An 18,564-nucleotide genomic window follows, 5' to 3' on the forward strand; every position below is an offset into this window, starting at 1 on the left:
GGGGCTGATCGTCGGCGCGTCGCTCATGGCGGGGACCTTCTTTGGCAAGTCCATCGTGGGCCGCATTCCTGCCCACCGCTATGCTCACGTGGTCGACGCCCTGATTCTTTGCTCGGGCATCTCGCTGGTGTGGGCGGCCTTTGTCGGTAACGCCTGATCGAAGGCGCGCCGACCTTGGTCGTCACTGACGCACACGGCGCCAGACGACCTCGCCATGCGCGCCTTCCGCTGCGCCACTCGACGGCTTCGCCACGGTGTACGTCAACTCGTCGCCCTTGATGACAAACGTACTGTCGCCGCCTTTTCCGTCCCAGTTGGGAAACGACGCCTGCTTCATATGGCTGTGCATGACCATGCCCTCGACGCTCACCGTGCCGTAGTGCGCGTTGAAGTCGAGCGAGGCGGCGCGGTATTCCTCCGGCGTGCCCTTGGACTTGTCGTTGACGGCGAAGGGCATGCGGTTGGCCCGCACGATATCCATCATGTAATTGCCCTGCGCATCGATCAGCCACAGGCCTTCGGGGTTCGGCCCGTAGAGTTCGACGCGGTGGCCATCCGGATAGACGTTGTCGCAACGGACCAGGGTCCAGGCGCCGGCCAGCACACCTGGGCCGGTCGAGGGAGCCTCCGCGGCAGAGGCGGTGAACGACGAGGCCGCCATGGCGAGGGCAGTGGTCAGGACGAAGAGTGGGGAGAGCTTCATGACGGGAGCACCTTGGGTGAGGGTGGGTGGGGTCATCCTCGCCGCCGGCCTGGGTTTTGATAATTGGCCTGGTTCTTCATTGACCTTCAAATGGTATTTGAAGATGATCCGACCAGGCAGCCCGCCTGACCGGACGCGACGCCATGAACCGTCTGAGCGACATGCAGCTGCTCGTCGACGCCGCCGACCTGGGTAGCCTGTCCGCCGCGGGCCGTCGTGCCGGGCTCTCGCCGGCGGCAGCCAGCGCCTGCGTACAACGCATCGAAGCCGCGGTGGGGGCGAGGTTGTTCGAGCGGACCACGCGCCAGCTTCGCCTCACCGACGAAGGTCGCACCTATCTCGGTTATTGCCGCATCGCCATCGATGCGATGAAGGAAGGCGAGCGAGCCGTGCGTAGTGGCACCGATATGGTGAGCGGCACCTTGCGCGTTTCTGCGCCGTCGGATCTCGGACGCAACCTGCTGCTCGACATCCTTGATGGGTTCATGGCCATCCATCCCGATGTGCGGATCGTTCTTTCGCTTGCTGATTCGATTTCTCGATTCGTTCCCGATGACGTGGATGTCGCCATCCGTGTCGGTCCGCTCGAGGACAGTGCGTTGGTGGCGCGTCATCTGATCGACAGTCGCCGTGTGGTCTGCGCGTCGCCCTCGTGCATCCAGACGCACGGCACGCCGTCGCGACCGGAGGATCTTGTCGAGCTACCCACCTTGGTGCTTACAACGAACGCGGGCCCACGCGATGAATGGCGCCTTGGCGACACAACGGTGCGCGTGCGCCGCTATCACGAGTGCACCGACAGCGAGGTCATTCGTAAGTGGGCGATACGCGGTCATGGATTTGCGTATCGCCAGCAATGGGCTGTGGCGGACGACGTGCGGGAGGGGCGCCTCGCACTGGTCAACGCTCCCGCGTGGTCGGCCCCGTCGCCGATTCACGCGATGTATCACGCGAATACCTACCAGCCGCCGCGCGTGAGGCGTTTCATCGACTTTCTGCAGGCGGCGATGGTCGAGAGGCTTACGGCTTAGCGCGCTCCGCAATCGCTGCGAGCCTGCGGCGATCGTCTTCAGGCAAGGCATCGAACCACGCCGGTTCTTCACCCGGCTCCGGAAGCACGTGACCAAACTCGGCCATGAGGCTGGGGCGGATTTCGCTGAGGTAGATCCAGATCGCTCGCGTTGGCAGGCCTGACGCTTCGGCGACATCGCGGACCAGACGTTCGACCAGCGTTCGCTTCTGGTCGTCGGTACGGCCGCTGCGAACATGGCCGTGAACGAAGAGGGTGTCGCCTTCAGCGGGCACGCCGCCGATAAACCAGTCGTCGCCCGGGGCGTGGTCGAAGACGACCTGGGCGAAGAAGGTGTTGGCGCCGGTGATGTCGGCGTGGGCGGTTGTGATCGCCTGGGCGATGCGTTGTTTGGTGGGGGCGGCGAGTGAGGCCAGGGTGCTGCGGACGATGTAGGTTGGCATGGCTGGTTCCATGAGAGTCGGCGCCGGGCCATCTTTGCTCAGGGAGCGTATTGCGCTTCGCCGTTGCCGAAGGACCAGTTTTCTTTCTTGATTTCGACCAGGCTGATGAAGACGTCCTGCGGACGCATGCCGACCGAATCGCCCATGTTTTTGACGATGGCCTTGTAGAGGGCCTTCTTCTGCTCGAGCGTGCGGCCTTCGTTGAAGGTGATCTGTATCGCGACGAAGTTGTCGCCGCGATCGATGCCCAGGTAGGTGCGATCGAAGATGAGGCCATCGGGATCGTGTTCGGCGATGACCTGGAAGCGGTCGTTCTCGGGTGCGCCGATACTGCTCAGCGCGTCGTAAACGGCTTGGCCAAGCTTGCTGCGATAGGACGTGTCTTTGCCACGAAGCAGGTCGATGCGGACGAAGGGCATGGGAGTCTCCGGATGGAATGGCGTCGGGGATGGATCAGGCGTTGAGCCCGACACTGAGTCGGGTCAGTTCGGCAATCGCGCTTTCGAGCACTTGCCAGCGCTCGGCGCCGTAGGTGCCGACCACGCGGTTCTGCGCGTCGTCCCAGAGCTGGCGCGCTTGCACAAGCAGGGATTCTCCCTCCGCGGTGAGGGTGGCCGTCTTGGCCCGGCCCTTCGTCGGCGAAGCGATGGCAATCCAGCCGGCCGACGTCATCGGGGTGAGCATCCGGTAGAGCGAGGTGCGGTCCATCACCATCTCATCCGCCAGGCGACTTAACGCCAGCCCCGGCTCTCGCCAGATGGCCTTGAGGATGCCGAACTGGGCGACGGTCACGCCGAGGGGCGCCAGCGTGTCGTCGTAGAGGCGGCTGAGGGCGCGGGTGGCCTTGCGCATCGTGGTGCAGGCGCAGGGCAGGTCGGTGGCGGGTATGGACTGATGCATATACATAGTGTAAATACATCATCGACGAAGTCAATGCCCCGCGGGAGGCTCGAAAACCCATGAAGTACGCCACGTATCGCCATGAGGGCGAAGTCCGTGTGGGGCAGGTCTCGCCCGATGGCCTGTCGGTCACGCCAGTGCGGGTCGCAGGCCGACCGGTGTCCGACCTGCACGACGTCTTCGCGGGAACCGCCGAAGCGAGCGGCGCCTCCGTGGCCGTCGCGAGCGTCGAACTCCTCGCCCCGATCCCCCGTCCGCGACGCAACCTCTTCTGTGTCGGCAAGAACTACGCGGCCCACGCGAAGGAGTTCGCCGGCAGCGGATTCGATGCAGGGCACACGGGGGCGCCGGAAGACCTGCCGACGGCTCCCATCGTGTTTACCAAGGCGCCCGAGTGCGTCATCGGCCACGGCTCGGCCATCTGGGCGGCCGAGGGCGTGACCGACTTCCTCGACTACGAGGCCGAGCTGGCCGTCATTATTGGCATCGGCGGTCGGGGCATCACGCGCGCCGAGGCCATGCGTCACGTCTGGGGCTACACCATCATCAACGACGTGACCGCCCGCGACTGGCAGAAGCGACACAAGCAGTGGTTCATGGGCAAATCGTTCGACACGTTTGCGCCGATGGGACCGTTCGCCGTGACCGCCGACGCTATCGACGGCGCGTCGCTCGACCTGTCGTGTTGGGTGAATGGCGGGCTTCGCCAGCGCGCGAACACGCGCGACCTCATCTTCGACATCCCGACGCTGGTCGAAACGATCTCCGCCGGTATCACCCTGCTGCCGGGCGACATCATCGCAACGGGCACGCCGGAAGGCGTGGGGATCGGACGCAAGCCACCGACCGCCTTGCGTCGCGGCGACGTCATCGAGATCGAGATCACGGGCATCGGTCGACTCATCAACCGCGTGGGCTGAACCACTCACGCTGTCGCCAGGATCAGGCGGCGCGCAGGTTCTCTTGGTGCATGGCGTCCAGCGCTTCAATCGTCGGCAGGCTCAGGGCGAACAGCGTGCCGGCGACGAGTTCGCGGCGCAGCGCCTCGCGCTGGCGGAACGCCGAACGATGCTTGCTGGCGACCTCCAGCTCACTGCGTTCCGGCTCGGTCGGCGGCAGGTCGAAGAAGCCGTCACCGGCGAGGACGCGAGCGGACTCGATCCAGAACGTGTCGTAGCTGGCCTTGATCCGCCCCGAGCGCGCATGGCCGTCGTTGCTGATCCCGCGCAGGCGCGGCAGCCCGTGCTGCGCGGCGAAGCCATATAGCAGGGAAAGGAGCAGGTTCTTCGGGCGCAGGCCGTGGCACTGGCGGGTGACCAGGCGCACGCGCTCCTGGCCATCCTCGGTGTTGGGGCCTTGCAGGCAACCGACCAGCAGCTCGCCCGTGGATGGCAGGACGGTGAGGGTGACGGAGAAGAGCAGGGTGTCGTCGACCGTCGCCAGCGCGAGGTTCAGTTCGCCTTCGCAGCCTTTGCGTGTCGGCGGCATGAGCAGCACGCGCAGCGGTTCGCCGTTTTTCATCGCGGCCTCGGCGAGCACCACCTGGCCGTCGGCGTACATCTTCTCGAGCAAGCCCTCGGGCAAGGACGAGACGACGAAGCCGTAGTGGTCCGTGAGGGCATCGAGACGCTTACGCGCGCCGAAGCGCCGGCTGATGAAGCGGTGCTGCCAACGCTCGACCAGACGGCCATCACGTTACGCAGCTTCGCGCAGGGCGGGGTGGCTCTGGAGCAGGCCGAGCCAGCGCAGGTGACGGAGCGGTGCAACGAGGCATCGCGCCGCGTAGGCGGCCGCGTAGACACGCGACGAGCGACGCGACTGCCAGTCGTTACGCTGGCGGAAGCTCTTAGCAATCCGTTGCAGGGCGATCATGTGGGGGGGGAGCTTCGCGGGGACGAGCGCGGAGTCTCTTCGTAAAATCTTTCGGCTACCTTTCAGTTTTCGAAAGGATGTGCGACAGGCCTCCTGGCCTCACACCTCCAGCGGATCGTCCTCGTGCAGTTCGTCCATCCAGCCCTTTCTTCGGTGCAGGGCCCACTCCACATGCTGGGAGAACAACACGTCGATGGGGCCGCCCTGGGCCATGGCAGCGAGGCGACCTTCCGTGACATTGCCCAGATGCTCGGCCTGATCGGCGTAGCCGACGATGCCCTCGGCTTCGAGCTGGGACAGGACCAATTGCAGGTTGACGTGGCGGGCGTGCTGGACAGGCATGGCGTCTCGGCTCCAGGGTCTTCCTTAAGAAAGATCGGCGAGGGTCGCCCGGCCTTTAGCGCGGGTGTGTGAAGAACGTCACAGGAAACCGTTGCGTCGTGCCCAGGTAGCGAACAGCCCTGGCCACGCGGCCACCTCCGAGCCGGGCGTGCCCATGCCCCAGCCGTGGCCGCCGGTGTCGAACACATGCAGCTCGGCGGGGACACCGTTCTGCTTCAGGGCCTCGTACATGATCTGGCTGTTGCCGATGTTCGCGATGGGATCGTCCTTGGTCTGGGCGAGGAAGGTCGGCGGCGCGTTGTGGGTCACGTGCAACTGCACGGAGTACGCCTGCGCCGCATCGGCCTGGGTCGATAATTCGCGGCCGGAGCGGGTGGTGTCGTAGGGCTGCTCAAGCGATATGACCGGATAGAGCAGCGCCGCGAAATCGGGTCGCGCCGATAACTGGTCGGCCGCGTCGACGGGACGGTAGAAGTTGGCGGCGGAGCGTGTCTCGGCGATGCCAGCGAGGTTGCCACCGGCGGAAAAACCGAGGACGCCGACACGCGCCGGATTGATCCCCAGTTGCTGGGCGTGCGCGCGTAGGACGCGTATGGCACGTTGCGCATCCTGGAAGGGCGCGACCGCCGGCCAGTGGTCGGCGGGTAGTCGGTAGTAGAGCACCACGGCGGTGACGCCCTGGGTTTCGAGCCACGCCGCCGTCGGCATCACTTCGTGCCCCATGCCGATGCGTGCGTAACCGCCACCGCCGATGACGATGATCGCCGTGCCGTTGGGATGGGCCGGAGTGTAGATCTCGATGCGCGGCACGCTCACGTTGGAGACGGCGCCGCTGGTAGAAATGCGTTCGGGTCCGCGCGGGCCAGGGCCCTCGCCGGGCGGCATCGATGGCCACAGATCGATGCTCACGTGGCCCGCGGGTTCGGCCGCGCCTCGCGTGGAAGCGTGGCCGGTGCAGGCCACAAAGAAGGACGCGGCCAACAGCGCGATCCGGACACGATGCATGGATAAGCCTTGAAGTCAGTGCGGACCCGACCGTATCAGCCCGTCGCTTTCCCCTGGCTTGCGGGCGCTCCCTGTTCGGCCCACTCGGGCAATGCGGCGTTCACCTGGTTGAGCAGGTCGTCGAGATCGTGCGACTTACGCGCGAGGGCGTCGGCGCGCTCGACTTCAAGGCGTTGTTGTTCGTCAAAGTCGGCGCTGGCACCCGTGGCGGCTTCAACAATCAGGCGGGCGTACTCGCCGACCAGATCGGGGGAGGGAACACGAAACCAGATCTTGTTTTCCACCCAGCGAATGTCCGGCGAGGTGTGCCGGGAAAACACGGCCTCGCAGCGGGTGGCGAACAGGCGTAGCCAGGGATCGGTCGGCGGGCTGCTCAGGTCGGCGAGCACGCAGTAGCCGACGTCGTCTTGCCTCGCGGCGGAAAACCCGCTGACGCGGGGACCGGGTTGGATGATCGTGGTCATGGCGCCTCCGGGAATCCCCACGAGATATAGGCTGCGCCTTGTGGAGGAGCCGCGAAGTGCCCGCGCACGGGTTTCACACATTAACGTCCTGTGTACGCGATGCTGGTCTTAATCCGGCTACGGGCGCCTTCCGCCCATCGGACGCTGTGGTGAGAGACGAAGTCAGGCGTGCACGCGACACCCAAGTCATGCAGGACGTCCTGCAAGGCCGACGGACGGGGCTTGCCGGGCTGGCACCGTTCGCCGGGCCGGCGATCGTCGTGTCGGTGGCCTATATCGACCCGGGCAACTTCGCGACCAATATCCAGGCGGGTGCGCGGTACGGCTACGGGCTGCTCTGGGTGGTGGTCCTGGCCAACCTCGTCGCCATGCTGTTTCAGAGTCTGTCGGCACGCCTGGGCATCGTAACCGGTCGCGACCTGGCCCAGCTGTGTCGCGAGCGTCTGCCCAAGCCGCTCGTCTACGTGATGTGGGTGGTCAGCGAACTGGCGGCGATGGCGACAGACCTCGCCGAGTTCCTGGGTGGCGCGATCGGTCTGAGCCTGCTGTTCCACCTTCCGCTTCTGGTCGGCATGGCCATCACCGGCGTCGTCACGTACGCCTTGCTGCTGCTCGAAGGCATGGGTTATCGCCGGCTCGAACTGGCCATCGGTGCGCTGGTCGGCGTGGTCGGTCTTTCCTATCTCGTCGAGCTGTTCGTGGCGCCGGTGGGCTGGGCGTCGCTGGGACAGCAGATTTTCGTGCCGAACCTGCCCGACAGTGCCGCCGTGGCGATCGCCGTCGGCATCATCGGTGCGACGGTGATGCCGCATGCCTTGTTCCTGCACTCGGGGCTGACCGAGCGGCGCGCGCGGCCGAAGACCGACATGGAGCGACGACGGATCATCCGGCTCTCCAACCTCGAAGTGGTACTGGCGCTGACCGTGGCCGGCCTGATCAATCTGGCGATGGTGGTCATGGCGGCTGGTGCGTTCCACGGCAGCCATCCGGACGTGGCGAAGATCGAGACGGCCTACCAGACATTGGTGCCGCTGCTCGGTGGCGCGGCGGCGACGATCTTCCTGATCTCCCTGGTCGCCTCCGGCTTCTCGAGTTCCGTGGTGGGCACGATGGCGGGGCAGATGATCATGCAGGGCTTCGTCGCCTTCCGTATTCCGCTGTGGTTGCGGCGATCCATCACCATGGTGCCCAGCTTCATCGTCGTGATCGCCGGTGTGGATGCGACCCGCGCGCTGGTGTTGAGCCAGGTGGCGCTGAGTATCGCCTTGCCGTTTCCGATGATCGCGCTGGTGTGGTTCACCAGCCGCCGCGACACCATGGGTGTGTTCCAAAACCGCTGGCCGGTCGTGGTGCTTGCCAGTCTGGGTGCCTTGGTTGTGCTCAGTCTCAACGTGGTGTTGTTGCTGGACGCGGCGGGCGCGATTTCGCTCTGAGCTCAGGGTGTCGGCGCCGGATGGTCGAGCCCCGCGACGGTGCGCAACACGCGCTCGCTGAGGGCCGGCATGCGCGACATCCACGGCAGGGCGGTGTGGCGAAAGCTCGCGACGAGGCGATTGCTGCTACGTGCCATCGCCGTCACGGCGTGCACGCGTCGTACCACGCCCTTGTGTACAGCGTGACGTTCCCGGTGGTAACGCTCGAGCGCATCCATCGGCGTCGCTCCCGGTGCGGTGAAGTACATGGCGAAGGCGGCGGCATCTTCGATGCCCAGGTTCATGCCGCGCGCGCCGACGGGTGAATGCACGTGGGCGGCATCGCCCCCAAGTGCGATGCGATCGATGGCGCAGCGATCGGCGACGCGGTGTGCCACATGGAACGACGATTCCCAGATCGGTTCACTGGAAACCGTTCCCGTCGGTAGCCGGGCGAGGGGATTGGGTAGATTGGAAATGACACGCCATATCTCATCGTTCAGCGCGAGAAGGAAGATCATTCCCTCGGGATGAAACAGGATATGCGCGTGATCGAGGTCGAGCGTCGTCTCAAGCGGTACGTCGTAGAGTGGCCAGGATTCCGGATGGGACGAGCCAGAGAAGCCGATCTCGAGTGTCTCGCGGAAGTCGCTGCGCGAGCCGTCTGCAGCGAATACAGCAGCGTACCCGCGCTCTCCATCGCTGGCGCCGTTCAATGCCACCCGTACTTCGTTGTCGTCCTGACCCACGCATCCGGCGCGCAGGCCGCGTTCGATGGAAATGTTTCGCGCGAGCAACGCCTCGGTGAGGAGCGCTTCGCTTCGTTCCTGCGACAGGACAGTGAGGCCGTAACGCGGATGCATCGATTCGGCTTCGACCGTCGCCAGTACCTTGCCGTTCTCATGAAAACGCACGCCGCGAACGCGTCGGCCCTCGGCAAGCATGCGTTCGGTCACGCCCGTCCCGGCGAGAAGATCCAGCGTCCGCGGATTGACCACCAGGGCACGCGAATGGGCGGCTGGCTGCAGCGCGGCATCCACGATCCGCGCCTTTACGCCGTGGACGTCGAGAAACAGGGCGGCGGCCAGTCCGGTGGGGCCGGCTCCGACGATCAGGACAGGCGGCTGGCTCATGCATGCACTCCGCGATGGCGTTGCGCCGATCATAGCGGTGCGACGTCGACCTGGCGTCAGTGCGTCAGACGCCGGTGTCGAGCACCCCCAGCGATGACAGGGTCGCGTGCAACCCGGTGTCGATAGGCGTGGAGGGGACGGCACCGAGGAACGCGTGCAGTCGCGTACCGTCCAGTTGCAGCGGCGCGCGCCAGAGATAGCGCATCTTGCGTACCTCGCGCATCGTCGTGGAGAAAGGCGACGCCAGGGTGACCACGATCCAGGGGAAGGTGCGGAGTGGCAGGGCAGGCTTGCCTGACGCGCGACGCGCAGCGGCGTGGAGGGCGTTGCCGGTGACGTAGTGACCGCCGAAATGAAAGCGCGCGAACGTGTCGAGGTGATCCTCCCGAGCGAGAAGCGCGGCGGTCGTCGCAGCGACGTCAGGCAGATACGCCCATGCGTGGCCCAGATCACGCGGCCCAGGATAGTGCATGACGCGCAGGGGCTTGCCCGGCTTGACCAGGCCCTGCGCGAACCAGCTGCTTCCCGCGTTCGGTCCGTAGAAGTCACCGCAACGAAGGTTCAGCGAACGCACGCCATCGCGAGCGGCCGCTTCCAGGCGCCGCTCGAGCTCGACGCGGATCTCGCCCTTTCGCGTCGGCGCGTGCTGCGGACTGTCTTCACGCAGCAGGGGAAACGTATCCGGGCCGTAGTTGTAGACACTGCCGAAGATGACGATGCGTGCGTCGACGGCACGTGCGGCGGCGATCGTGTTGTCGATCATCGGTAGGACCTCCGTCTCCCAGTTCCGGTAACCGGGAGGATTGACGGCATGCACGATGGCTTGGACGCCTGCCGCTGCTGCGAGGACGTCGGCGGCGTTCATGGCGTCGCCCTTGACCCACTGGATGGGGCCGTCGGCGGGCATGCTGCGGCGCGTGAGGGCTTTGACTTTCCAGCCCTTGTCGAGGAGGGCCTGGGCGGTCGCACCACCGACGCCGCCGGTAGCGCCCAGGACTAGTGCGGTTCGGTGCTTGGTCGTCTGCATGGCGTTGGCTCCGTTGGGATGAGCGAAGTCTGGCCGCACCGCGGTCATACGGGAATTGCCTAAAAGCGTTGATGTGATATACGTTTTTGTATGGCTATGACCGACCCGACGTGGGATCTCTTCCGCTCTTTCCTCGCCGTACTTCGCGAGGGCAGCCTTTCCGGTGCCGCACGCAGGCTTGGCATGACCCAGCCGAGCCTGGGCCGGCACATTCGCGAACTCGAGGCATCGCTCGGTGTGCCGTTGTTCTCTCGCGCGTCGCACGGGCTGATTCCGACGGATGCCGCTCTGGAACTCCGGCCGCACGCGGAGGCGATGGCGTCGGCCGCCGCTTCGGCGCTGCGCGCCGCCTCGGGCGCGAAGGACGAGCTGCGCGGCGTCGTGCGTATCACGGCGAGTGAGGTCAATGGCGTGGAAGTCTTGCCGCCGATACTGGCGGCCATGCGGCATCGTTCCCCGGGGCTGGTCTTCGAGCTGTCGACGACCAACCGCACCGAAAACCTGCTGCGTCGCGATGCCGATATCGCCGTGCGCAGTTCGCCGCCGGATCAGGATGCGCTGGTCGCCCGCAAGGTCTGCGTCATTCCCATCGGCCTTTTCGCGCACGCGGACTATCTTGCCGCCGCCGGCCGACCGAAGACGCTCGCAGACCTGACCAGCCACGCCTTGATCGGTTACGACGAAGAGACACCCTATATCCGCGCCACCCGTCCGGCGGACATGCCGTACCGACGCGAGTTCTTCGGTTTGCGTACGGACAACGACCTCGCGGGGCTGGCTGCGATCCGGGCAGGCTTCGGCATCGGTGCCTGCCAGGTGCCGCTGGGAAGGCGCGCCGGGCTGGTGCGACTGTTTCCGAAGAGCGTGGATATCCCGTTGCCGATATGGGTGGTCATGCACGAGGACCAGCGCAGCAGCCTTCGCGTTCGCGCAGTATTCGACCATCTGGTGGAGGGCCTGGCGGCCTATGGCGGCAGTCGGGCCGGCGCAAAACTGCTAACCTCCGGCGCCTGACCGACCGGAGATTTGCCATGAGCCTGATCCAGACCCCCGTTTCTTACGGCGAGCTGATCGACAAGATGACGATCCTTCAGATCAAGCTGCAGGAAATCAAGGACGACGCCAAACTCACCAACGTGCGCAACGAGCTCGAACTGCTCGATGCGACGTGGAAGAACGACAAGGCCTCGGAGACCGATATCGCGGACGAGACCGCGCGTTTGCTCGCGGTCAACCAGCGTCTGTGGAAGATCGAAGACGACATCCGCATGAAGGAGCGTGCCCAGGCCTTCGATCAGGCGTTCATCCAGCTGGCGCGCTCGGTGTACATCGAGAACGACGAGCGCGCGGCGATCAAGCGCGAGATCAACATGAAGCTGGGCTCGACCCTCGTCGAAGAAAAGTCCTATCAGGATTACCGCGCCCCGCAAGCCTGATAACGCACTCTCGCCGCTCAGGTAGGAGCCGATTCATCGGCGATAGGGTGCTTGCCCTAACCTGGCCCGCTGCCGCGGGATCGCCGATGAATCGGCTCCTACCGGGGTGCGGTTATCTTGCGAGGGCGATTCCCAGATGGTCGGCGCAGGCTTCGAAGCGCGCGACCATGTCGTCGACGTCGACCAAATCCATGACGCCCGGCTTTTCGATCTTCGTGCCCCACGGAATTTCTGAGGCCGGCTTGCCGAAGAACTTGCGCGAGGCGGCATCGTATTTATCGACGCACCAGCGGCGATCCGAATACGGTCCGGAGCGCTCCGGGTTGCTCGCCGCATGCAGGCCGAGCACTTTCACGCCGGCCGCGTTGGCCATGTGCATCGGGCCCGAATCCGGGGTGAGGATCATCGCGCTGCGCGAGAGCAGGGCCATGAAACGCTTCAAGGTGTCCTTGCCCGTGAGGTCCATCGGCGCCTGCTTCACCGCGGCGAGGATGCTGTCCGCCAGTGCACGCTCCGGCTCGGACGGACCACCGACGAGCGCCACACGCAGGCCACGAGCCATCGCGTGATCGATCAGCGCCGCATAGCGTTCCACCCGCCAGTTGCGCACCGTATGGCTCGACATCGGGCTGACCAGCAGCGTCGGTGCATCGCCGGGCAGCTGTTCGGCCGCCCAGGCATGGGCTTCGTCAGGCACCGGGATATCCCAGCGCACCGCGGTCTGCTTCAGGCCGAGCGGCTCGATGAAGCTGGCCATGGCATCCAGGACATGCTCGCCGGTACGAGCGGGGATGCGTTCGTTGACGAACAGGCCGTGCAGGTCCTTGGACCGGGCGTGGTCGTAGCCGATGCGGCGATCCGCTTTTACGGAAAGACTCAAGAGGTTCGAGCGCAGGGCCACCTGCATGTGGAGCAGGGCATCGAAGCGGCGTCCGGCGAGGGCCTCGCGCACCGCGCGTACGCCAGCGCGGCCCTGGCCCTTGTCGAACGTGATGAACTCCACCCCCGGCAGGTCGCCTACCAGGCGGCGCTCGAGCTTGCCGATGATCCAGGTGAGCCGCGTCTGCGGCGCCTTTTCCTGCAGCGTGCGTATCAGTGGCGTTACGTGCGTCACGTCACCGATGGCGGAGGTCCGCATGACGCAGAGGCTGGAGTCTCCCGGCGGGAGGGGACGGCTTGTTAGACTGGGCAAGATCGATCACCGGATAGGAGGCCGCTCCACGGCGGCCCGAAAATGACAGAAGAACGCGTAGCGGAGGCGGCGGGCGGCACGATTCTGTTCGACGCCACCCGTACATCTCAAGTCGACAGTCTCTGGTTCTCGCCCACCCACTGGGGTGAGCGCGACGCCCTGCGCTCGCAGGCCGGCGGTCGCGGCGGCGTATCGGTGATCGAAACGCCGGCCGGTGAGGCCGTGCTTCGCCATTATCGGCGCGGTGGCATGGTGGCCCGAATCTTCGGCGACCGCTACCTGTTCACGGGCCGGGGTCGCACCCGCAGCGTACGCGAATTCCGGCTGCTGGCCGAACTGGAGCGCCGGGGCCTGCCGGTGTCGCCGCCGTTGGCCACACGCTACGTGCGCTACTGGCTGCGTTATTCGGCGGACCTGATCACCCTGCGGATTCCCGACGCGGCCACCCTGGCCGAGCGTCTGAACGACGGCGCCTTCAACGTCGCGCTGGCGGGAAAGGTGGGGGAGTTGATCGCCCGCTTTCATCGTGAGGGTGCCTGGCATGCGGATCTCAATGCGCACAACATCCTGGTCAATCCGCAAGGCCTGTACCTCATCGACTTCGATCGCGGCCGCCTTCGCCGGCCGTCGCTGCACTGGCGGCTGGCGAACCTGGCCCGCCTGAAGCGATCACTGATCAAGGTCGGCGCCCGCGATGCCGGCGGCGACACCTTCGACGCCGAGCTTTGGCCGGCCCTGATCGAGCACTACGAGCGGAGCCTGAAAGAGTGAGCTGGAACCTGCACTTCCTTGGCACGGGCGCGGCGCACGCCGTGGAACTCGGATCGTCCGCCGTCGTCGTCGAGCGCGACGGCCAGCCCCTGCTCCTGGTTGACTGTGGCCCGGACACGCTGGACCGCTACGTGGCCGCCTACGGCGCCCCGCCGCCGGCGCTTTACGTGACGCACGTCCACATGGATCACGTCGCCGGCATGGAGCGGTTGTTCTTTCGTCTCTGGTTCGACGAAGCCCTGCGCGGTCGCACGCGGGTCTACCTGCATGCTGGGCTCCTCCCGTGGCTGCAGGGCAGGGTCGCCGACTATCCCGGCGCTCTGGCCGAGGGCGGGGTGAACTACTGGGAAGCCTTCCACCTCATCCCCTGCACGCGCGGTTTCTGGCACGAGGGCGAGTGGTTCGACGTCTTCCCGACCCGCCACCACGTGCAAGGCACCTCGTACGGCCTCGCCCTGCGTGGCAGCTTCGTCTACACCGGCGATACGCGGCCGGTGCCCGAGGCGCTGGCCCTGCATGGCGCCCACGGCGAACTCATCGCCCACGACTGCGGCGTCGTCGGCAACCCGTCCCACACCGGGGTGGACGATCTGGAACGCGAGTATCCGGATGAGGTCCGCGCGCGCATGGCGCTGTACCACTACGGCAGCGTCGACGACGGCGAAACGCTGGTCTCACGCGGCTACCGGATCGCCCGTCCGGGCGAACGATTGCCGCTTCCGGCGCCCGAATCACCCCGACCGACCGCGGGTTGAGACGGTTTCGTCGTTCCGCCCTTGTCTCGCCGCACCGCTGAAGTTATCCTTCCGCTTCTTTGCCGGACAGGAAGCCGGGGAAGAGGATGTAAGTGGAGAGGTGTCCGAGTGGTTGAAGGAGCACGCCTGGAAAGTGTGTATACGCTAATAACGTATCGAGGGTTCGAATCCCTCTCTCTCCGCCAGTTTCAAACGTCTTTATGGTGACCCTGTCGGTCCCCCCGCGACGATAGTCCGTAAACTCCGCCAGGTCCGGAAGGAAGCAACGGTAGCGGACGACTCGGGTGCCGGGGTGTGGCTGGCAGGGTCATCGCCTTTTGAGGGCCGCGCTTTTCGGGCCGCGCTTTCACCCGTCCCGGGTCCTTGGCACAATCCACCGTCGTCCCAAGGTAATACGCATGTCCTATCAGGTCCTCGCACGCAAGTGGCGCCCGCGCAAGTTCGCCGAACTGGTGGGCCAGGAGCACGTGGTCCGCGCGCTCACGAACGCGCTCGACTCCGGGCGCATGCATCACGCCTATCTCTTCACCGGCACCCGCGGCGTCGGCAAGACCACGATCGCGCGCATCTTCGCCAAGTCGCTCAATTGCGAGCGCGGTGAATCGGCCGATCCCTGTGGCGAGTGCTCGGTCTGCACGGCCGTGGACGCCGGTCGCTTCGTCGATCTCCTCGAGATCGATGCGGCCAGCAACACCGGCGTTGACGATGTCCGCGAGGTGATCGAAAACGCCCAGTACGCGCCGTCGCGCGGGCGCTTCAAGGTCTACCTGGTCGATGAGGTACACATGCTCTCCAAGCCGGCGTTCAACGCGCTGCTGAAGACCCTGGAAGAGCCGCCGCCGCACGTGAAGTTCCTGCTCGCCACGACCGACCCGCAGAAATTGCCGGTGACGGTGCTGTCGCGCTGCCTGAAGTTCAACCTCAAGCGCCTGCTGCCGGAGCAGATCTCCGGCCAGATGCGCCATATCCTTGCCGCCGAAGGCATCGAGTACGAAGACGAGGCCATCGGCGAGCTCGCGCATGGCGCGGACGGTTCGTTGCGCGACGGCCTGTCGCTTCTGGACCAGGCCATCGCCTACGGCGGCGGTGCCCTGCGTGCGGCCGACGTGCGCGCCATGCTCGGTAGTGTCGAACGYGGACAGGTGCTGGGCGTGATCGAGGCGCTTGCTGCCGGCGACGGCGCGGCGCTGATGGGCGAGGCCGACCGCATCGCCTCGTACTCGCCCGACTTCGCCGGCGTGCTCGACGATCTTGCCACCGTGCTCCATCGCATCCAGCTGATCCAGCTGGTGCCGGGGTATCGCGAGGAAGAGGGTGACGCTGGCCTGACCGAGATCGCCAATCGCCTCGCACCTGAAGACGTCCAGCTCTACTACCAGATCGCTACCACCAGCCGCCGGGAACTCCCGTTGGCGCCGGATGCGCGGATCGGCTTCGAGATGGCGCTGTTGCGCATGTTCGCCTTCCGTCCGGCGGAAGCCGGGCAGGGTGCCGCGCCGTCCGCGCCTCGGGCTGCCGTGCCCGCGCCGGCCCGTGCCGCGATGCCCGCGCCGTCGCCTGTCGCCCCGTCGCGCTTTCCTACCCCGGCAGTGCCTGTCGCGAGCGCCCCGGCGCCTGCACCGGCTCCGTCGCGCCCGGCGCCCGCCGCACCGCCGGTCGCCGCGCCTGTCGCTGCGCCGGCACCGGTGGCAGCGCAGGGCCCACTGGTCCTCGATGCCAACGGCCTGCCCGACTGGCACGAAGTGATCGAGCGCGCGAATCTGCGCGGTCCGATCGGCCAGCTGGCGCAGAATTCCTCGCTGCGTGAACTCGACGGCGAAGGCATGGTGCTGGCCTTGCAGCCCTCGCACATGCATCTGGCCGTCGAACCACTGACCAGCCAGATGGAAGAAAAGGTGTCCCAGGCGCTCGGTCGTCGCATTCGCATCCGCTTCATTGCCGATCACGGCAATCTGGGCACGCCGGCGGAGCGCCGGGCCCAGGCGCAGGTCGACGCGCAAGCCAATGCGGTCGCCTCGATGGAAACCGACCCCTTTGTACAGACGCTCAAGCGCGAATTCGACGCGCGCGTCATTCCGCAATCGATCAAACCCGTGGAGCCAGGAACGTGAAAGGTCAAATTGGTCAGCTGATGCAGCAAGCCCAGCGCATGCAGGAAGACATGAAGCGTGCGCAGGATGAACTCGCCAAGACGGAAGTCACCGGGTCCGCCGGTGGCGGTCTGGTCTCCGTGACGATGTCGGGCGGCCACGAAGTGCGCGCGGTGCACATCGATCGCCAGGCCTTCGCCGACGATCCGGAAATGGCCGAGGATCTGGTCGCCGCCGCGGTGAACGACGCGGTGAACAAGATCGCCGAAATCAGCCGTTCGCGGCTGGGTGGCGTCACCGCCGGGCTGAACCTGCCCGCCGGCTTCAAGATGCCGTTCTGACAGGGCGTTACGTCACACGATGACTAACGGCTCCCGCCTTCTCGGCGAACTAATCGATGCCCTGCGTTGCCTGCCGGGCGTCGGCGCGAAGAGTGCCCAGCGCATGGCCTTCCAGCTGCTCGAACGCGAGCGGCAGGGTGGCCTTCGCCTGGCGGCGGCGCTCGAGTCGGCGATGCGCGACGTGGGTAACTGCACGCGCTGTCGCAACTTCAGCGAAACGCCGGTGTGTTCGCTGTGTTCGAGTCCGAGTCGTGATGCCCAGGTGCTCTGTATCGTGGAATCGCCTTCGGACCTCGCGGCCATCGAAGGCGCGACCGGTTACCGCGGCCAGTACTTCGTGCTGCTCGGTCGTCTCTCGCCGCTGGACGGCCTGGGGCCGGATGAGCTCGGCTTGCCCCTGCTGGTCGAACGGTTGGGCGAGGGCGATGTCGCCGAGATGATCATCGCGACCAATCCCACGGTGGAAGGTGAAGCGACGGCGCATTACATCGGCCAGCTGGCGAAGGCCGCCGGCATTCGCGCCACCCGTCTCGCCCACGGCGTGCCCCTGGGCGGCGAACTCGAGTTCGTCGACCGCGGCACGCTCGCCCATGCTTTCGGCAGCCGGCAGTCGGTCGGCTGACCTTCCCAGGAGTCTTCATGACCGACACGATCTTCGCGAAGATCGTTCGCCGCGAGATCCCCGCCGACATCGTCTACGAGGACGATGACGTGCTCGCCTTCCGTGACCTGAATCCGCAGGCGCCGGTGCACGTACTGTTCATTCCCAAGCGCGCGATCGCCACGCTGGACGACGCCGTCCCCGGCGATGCCGAGGTGCTAGGCAAGCTGCTCCTCGCCGCCGCGGCGTTCGCGCGGGCCCAGGGGCTGGCGAAGGACGGCTACCGCACGGTGATCAACACCAACGGGCACGGCGGCCAGACGGTCTTCCACATCCACGTGCACCTGCTCGCCGGCCGCCAGATGACCTGGCCCCCGGGCTGAGCGAAAAAAAAGCCGGCTTGCGCCGGCTTTTTCTTTGTCCATCAATGACCGCGTGGCGCCGGAGGCGGACGCACGATGATCGTGCGCGGGCGGTACCAGTAGGGATCGCCCCAGGGACCGTAGCCACCGTAACCGTAGCCACCCCAACCCGGACCAAAGCCCGGACCCCAGAACGGGTCGTAGAAGCCCGGCCCATAACGCTGGATCGGTACGCGCTTGGGCCACAGGTAGACGACATCGGCCTCGACGCGCGGGTAGGCGTAATCGAAGTCGCCGACCTTCTGCGAGACGGCGCCGTGCAGCGTACCCGTCACCGTGATCTCGCGACCGCGGGTGAAGACTTCCGGATCGTAGAAGCCGTCGCGGCAGGCCACGAAACGGCCCTGGCTGTCGGACTTGCTCGCCGTCGGTCGGGCTTCGTCGTCGAGCGGTTCGGACAGGACGAAGAAGCAGGTCTGCTGAGGACCCGGCTCCGTCTTGATGATCTCGCCGCCCCAGCGAACCTTCGCGCCCGGGGCACCGCCCTGTTGCGCGCCGGACGTCGAGACGTCGTTGAACTGGCCCTGCAGCGGCTGCGGCACCGTGGCGCATGCGCCAAGGGCCAGCGTCGCGGCGGCAATCACCAGCGATTTGTACATGGACATGTCACATCTCCCAGAGGCAC

At 66.0% G+C, this 18,564-nt stretch carries 24 protein-coding genes, 1 tRNA gene and 1 other RNA gene; 13 read left to right on the top strand and 13 right to left on the bottom strand.

The features are described from left to right. Positions 1–181 precede the first annotated feature (181 nt). Complete coding sequence (locus AC1DYM_RS14365) at positions 182–703, bottom strand: lipocalin-like domain-containing protein (RefSeq protein WP_477339416.1); 522 nt, start codon at positions 701–703, stop codon at positions 182–184. A gap of 143 nt (positions 704–846) precedes the next feature. On the opposite strand from AC1DYM_RS14365, the gene AC1DYM_RS14370 reads away from it, so the two are divergent. Then, on the top strand, positions 847–1,734 hold the full coding sequence (locus AC1DYM_RS14370; RefSeq protein WP_477339418.1) for a LysR family transcriptional regulator: 888 nt from the start codon (positions 847–849) through the stop codon (positions 1,732–1,734). On the opposite strand, the gene AC1DYM_RS14375 is transcribed toward AC1DYM_RS14370, so the two are convergent. The 3 genes from AC1DYM_RS14375 to AC1DYM_RS14385 are packed head-to-tail and all read right to left on the bottom strand — an operon-like array spanning position 1,724 to position 3,082. Then, positions 1,724–2,176 (bottom strand): tautomerase family protein, encoded by a 453-nt coding sequence (locus AC1DYM_RS14375; RefSeq protein WP_477339420.1) that lies wholly within the window; start codon positions 2,174–2,176, stop codon positions 1,724–1,726. The genes AC1DYM_RS14370 and AC1DYM_RS14375 overlap by 11 nt on opposite strands. Positions 2,177–2,214: 38 nt before the next feature. Continuing rightward, positions 2,215–2,595 carry a tautomerase family protein gene (locus AC1DYM_RS14380; RefSeq protein WP_477339422.1) on the bottom strand — a complete coding sequence of 127 codons (381 nt, stop codon included), beginning with the start codon at positions 2,593–2,595 and terminating at the stop codon, positions 2,215–2,217. 34 nt (positions 2,596–2,629) lie between these two features. Then, on the bottom strand, positions 2,630–3,082 hold the full coding sequence (locus AC1DYM_RS14385; protein WP_477339424.1) for a MarR family winged helix-turn-helix transcriptional regulator: 453 nt from the start codon (positions 3,080–3,082) through the stop codon (positions 2,630–2,632). A gap of 53 nt (positions 3,083–3,135) precedes the next feature. Between AC1DYM_RS14385 and AC1DYM_RS14390 the strand changes: the two genes are divergently transcribed. Then, positions 3,136–3,996 (top strand): fumarylacetoacetate hydrolase family protein, encoded by an 861-nt coding sequence (locus tag AC1DYM_RS14390; protein WP_477339426.1) that lies wholly within the window; start codon positions 3,136–3,138, stop codon positions 3,994–3,996. Positions 3,997–4,018: 22 nt separating this feature from the next. On the opposite strand, the gene AC1DYM_RS14395 is transcribed toward AC1DYM_RS14390, so the two are convergent. The 5 genes from AC1DYM_RS14395 to AC1DYM_RS14415 form a co-directional block, all read right to left on the bottom strand. Next, complete coding sequence (locus AC1DYM_RS14395) at positions 4,019–4,759, bottom strand: VirK/YbjX family protein (RefSeq protein WP_477339638.1); 741 nt, start codon at positions 4,757–4,759, stop codon at positions 4,019–4,021. Between the two features lie 12 nt (positions 4,760–4,771). Then, positions 4,772–4,948 carry a hypothetical protein gene (locus AC1DYM_RS14400; RefSeq protein ID WP_477339428.1) on the bottom strand — a complete coding sequence of 59 codons (177 nt, stop codon included), beginning with the start codon at positions 4,946–4,948 and terminating at the stop codon, positions 4,772–4,774. A gap of 99 nt (positions 4,949–5,047) precedes the next feature. Next, a complete protein-coding gene (locus AC1DYM_RS14405; RefSeq protein ID WP_046968759.1) occupies positions 5,048–5,290 on the bottom strand; it encodes a hypothetical protein in 243 nt (80 codons plus the stop codon). Positions 5,291–5,368: 78 nt separating this feature from the next. Continuing rightward, positions 5,369–6,295, bottom strand: coding sequence for an alpha/beta hydrolase (locus tag AC1DYM_RS14410; protein ID WP_477339431.1), 927 nt, complete (start codon positions 6,293–6,295; stop codon positions 5,369–5,371). Between the two features lie 35 nt (positions 6,296–6,330). After that, positions 6,331–6,759 (bottom strand): hypothetical protein, encoded by a 429-nt coding sequence (locus AC1DYM_RS14415; RefSeq protein ID WP_477339433.1) that lies wholly within the window; start codon positions 6,757–6,759, stop codon positions 6,331–6,333. Positions 6,760–6,908: 149 nt separating this feature from the next. Between AC1DYM_RS14415 and AC1DYM_RS14420 the strand changes: the two genes are divergently transcribed. Then, a complete protein-coding gene (locus AC1DYM_RS14420) occupies positions 6,909–8,192 on the top strand; it encodes an Nramp family divalent metal transporter (protein WP_477339435.1) in 1,284 nt (427 codons plus the stop codon). A 2-nt stretch (positions 8,193–8,194) separates the two neighbouring features. On the opposite strand, the gene AC1DYM_RS14425 is transcribed toward AC1DYM_RS14420, so the two are convergent. Further along, positions 8,195–9,304, bottom strand: a complete 1,110-nt coding sequence (locus tag AC1DYM_RS14425; RefSeq protein WP_477339436.1) for an FAD-dependent oxidoreductase — start codon at positions 9,302–9,304, stop codon at positions 8,195–8,197. 64 nt (positions 9,305–9,368) lie between these two features. After that, complete coding sequence (locus AC1DYM_RS14430) at positions 9,369–10,331, bottom strand: NAD-dependent epimerase/dehydratase family protein (RefSeq protein ID WP_477339438.1); 963 nt, start codon at positions 10,329–10,331, stop codon at positions 9,369–9,371. A gap of 90 nt (positions 10,332–10,421) precedes the next feature. Between AC1DYM_RS14430 and AC1DYM_RS14435 the strand changes: the two genes are divergently transcribed. Together AC1DYM_RS14435 and AC1DYM_RS14440 are read left to right on the top strand one after the other, a co-directional pair. Further along, positions 10,422–11,345 carry a LysR family transcriptional regulator gene (locus AC1DYM_RS14435; protein ID WP_477339440.1) on the top strand — a complete coding sequence of 308 codons (924 nt, stop codon included), beginning with the start codon at positions 10,422–10,424 and terminating at the stop codon, positions 11,343–11,345. Positions 11,346–11,362: 17 nt separating this feature from the next. Beyond that, positions 11,363–11,767: a DUF6165 family protein gene (locus AC1DYM_RS14440; RefSeq protein ID WP_477339442.1), complete on the top strand. Its 405-nt coding sequence runs from the start codon at positions 11,363–11,365 to the stop codon at positions 11,765–11,767. A gap of 112 nt (positions 11,768–11,879) precedes the next feature. Here AC1DYM_RS14440 and AC1DYM_RS14445 read toward each other — a convergent pair whose 3' ends face one another. Continuing rightward, the gene (locus AC1DYM_RS14445; RefSeq protein WP_477339444.1) at positions 11,880–12,905 is read right to left on the bottom strand and encodes a glycosyltransferase family 9 protein; all 1,026 of its coding nucleotides are present in this window, start codon (positions 12,903–12,905) and stop codon (positions 11,880–11,882) included. 96 nt (positions 12,906–13,001) lie between these two features. On the opposite strand from AC1DYM_RS14445, the gene AC1DYM_RS14450 reads away from it, so the two are divergent. From AC1DYM_RS14450 to AC1DYM_RS14485, 8 genes are all read left to right on the top strand, one after another. Further along, positions 13,002–13,730 carry a 3-deoxy-D-manno-octulosonic acid kinase gene (locus tag AC1DYM_RS14450; RefSeq protein WP_477339446.1) on the top strand — a complete coding sequence of 243 codons (729 nt, stop codon included), beginning with the start codon at positions 13,002–13,004 and terminating at the stop codon, positions 13,728–13,730. Then, complete coding sequence (locus AC1DYM_RS14455) at positions 13,727–14,485, top strand: MBL fold metallo-hydrolase (protein WP_477339448.1); 759 nt, start codon at positions 13,727–13,729, stop codon at positions 14,483–14,485. The genes AC1DYM_RS14450 and AC1DYM_RS14455 overlap by 4 nt, the downstream gene beginning before the upstream one ends. 94 nt (positions 14,486–14,579) lie before the next feature. Beyond that, a tRNA-Ser gene (locus tag AC1DYM_RS14460) sits at positions 14,580–14,670 on the top strand. Between the two features lie 25 nt (positions 14,671–14,695). Further along, an RNA gene (gene ffs / locus AC1DYM_RS14465) (signal recognition particle sRNA small type) lies at positions 14,696–14,792 on the top strand. A gap of 91 nt (positions 14,793–14,883) precedes the next feature. Further along, a complete protein-coding gene (dnaX, locus tag AC1DYM_RS14470) occupies positions 14,884–16,596 on the top strand; it encodes a DNA polymerase III subunit gamma/tau (protein ID WP_477339450.1) in 1,713 nt (570 codons plus the stop codon). Next, positions 16,593–16,916 carry a YbaB/EbfC family nucleoid-associated protein gene (locus AC1DYM_RS14475; protein WP_046968747.1) on the top strand — a complete coding sequence of 108 codons (324 nt, stop codon included), beginning with the start codon at positions 16,593–16,595 and terminating at the stop codon, positions 16,914–16,916. The genes dnaX and AC1DYM_RS14475 overlap by 4 nt, the downstream gene beginning before the upstream one ends. A gap of 19 nt (positions 16,917–16,935) precedes the next feature. Continuing rightward, on the top strand, positions 16,936–17,538 hold the full coding sequence (gene recR, locus AC1DYM_RS14480; RefSeq protein ID WP_477339453.1) for a recombination mediator RecR: 603 nt from the start codon (positions 16,936–16,938) through the stop codon (positions 17,536–17,538). 17 nt (positions 17,539–17,555) lie between these two features. After that, positions 17,556–17,900 (top strand): histidine triad nucleotide-binding protein, encoded by a 345-nt coding sequence (locus tag AC1DYM_RS14485; RefSeq protein WP_477339455.1) that lies wholly within the window; start codon positions 17,556–17,558, stop codon positions 17,898–17,900. Positions 17,901–17,941: 41 nt separating this feature from the next. Here AC1DYM_RS14485 and AC1DYM_RS14490 read toward each other — a convergent pair whose 3' ends face one another. After that, complete coding sequence (locus AC1DYM_RS14490; protein WP_477339457.1) at positions 17,942–18,544, bottom strand: Slp family lipoprotein; 603 nt, start codon at positions 18,542–18,544, stop codon at positions 17,942–17,944. Positions 18,545–18,564: the final 20 nt, after the last annotated feature.

The sequence above is a fragment of the Luteibacter sp. P1_D3 genome, from assembly GCF_056406135.1.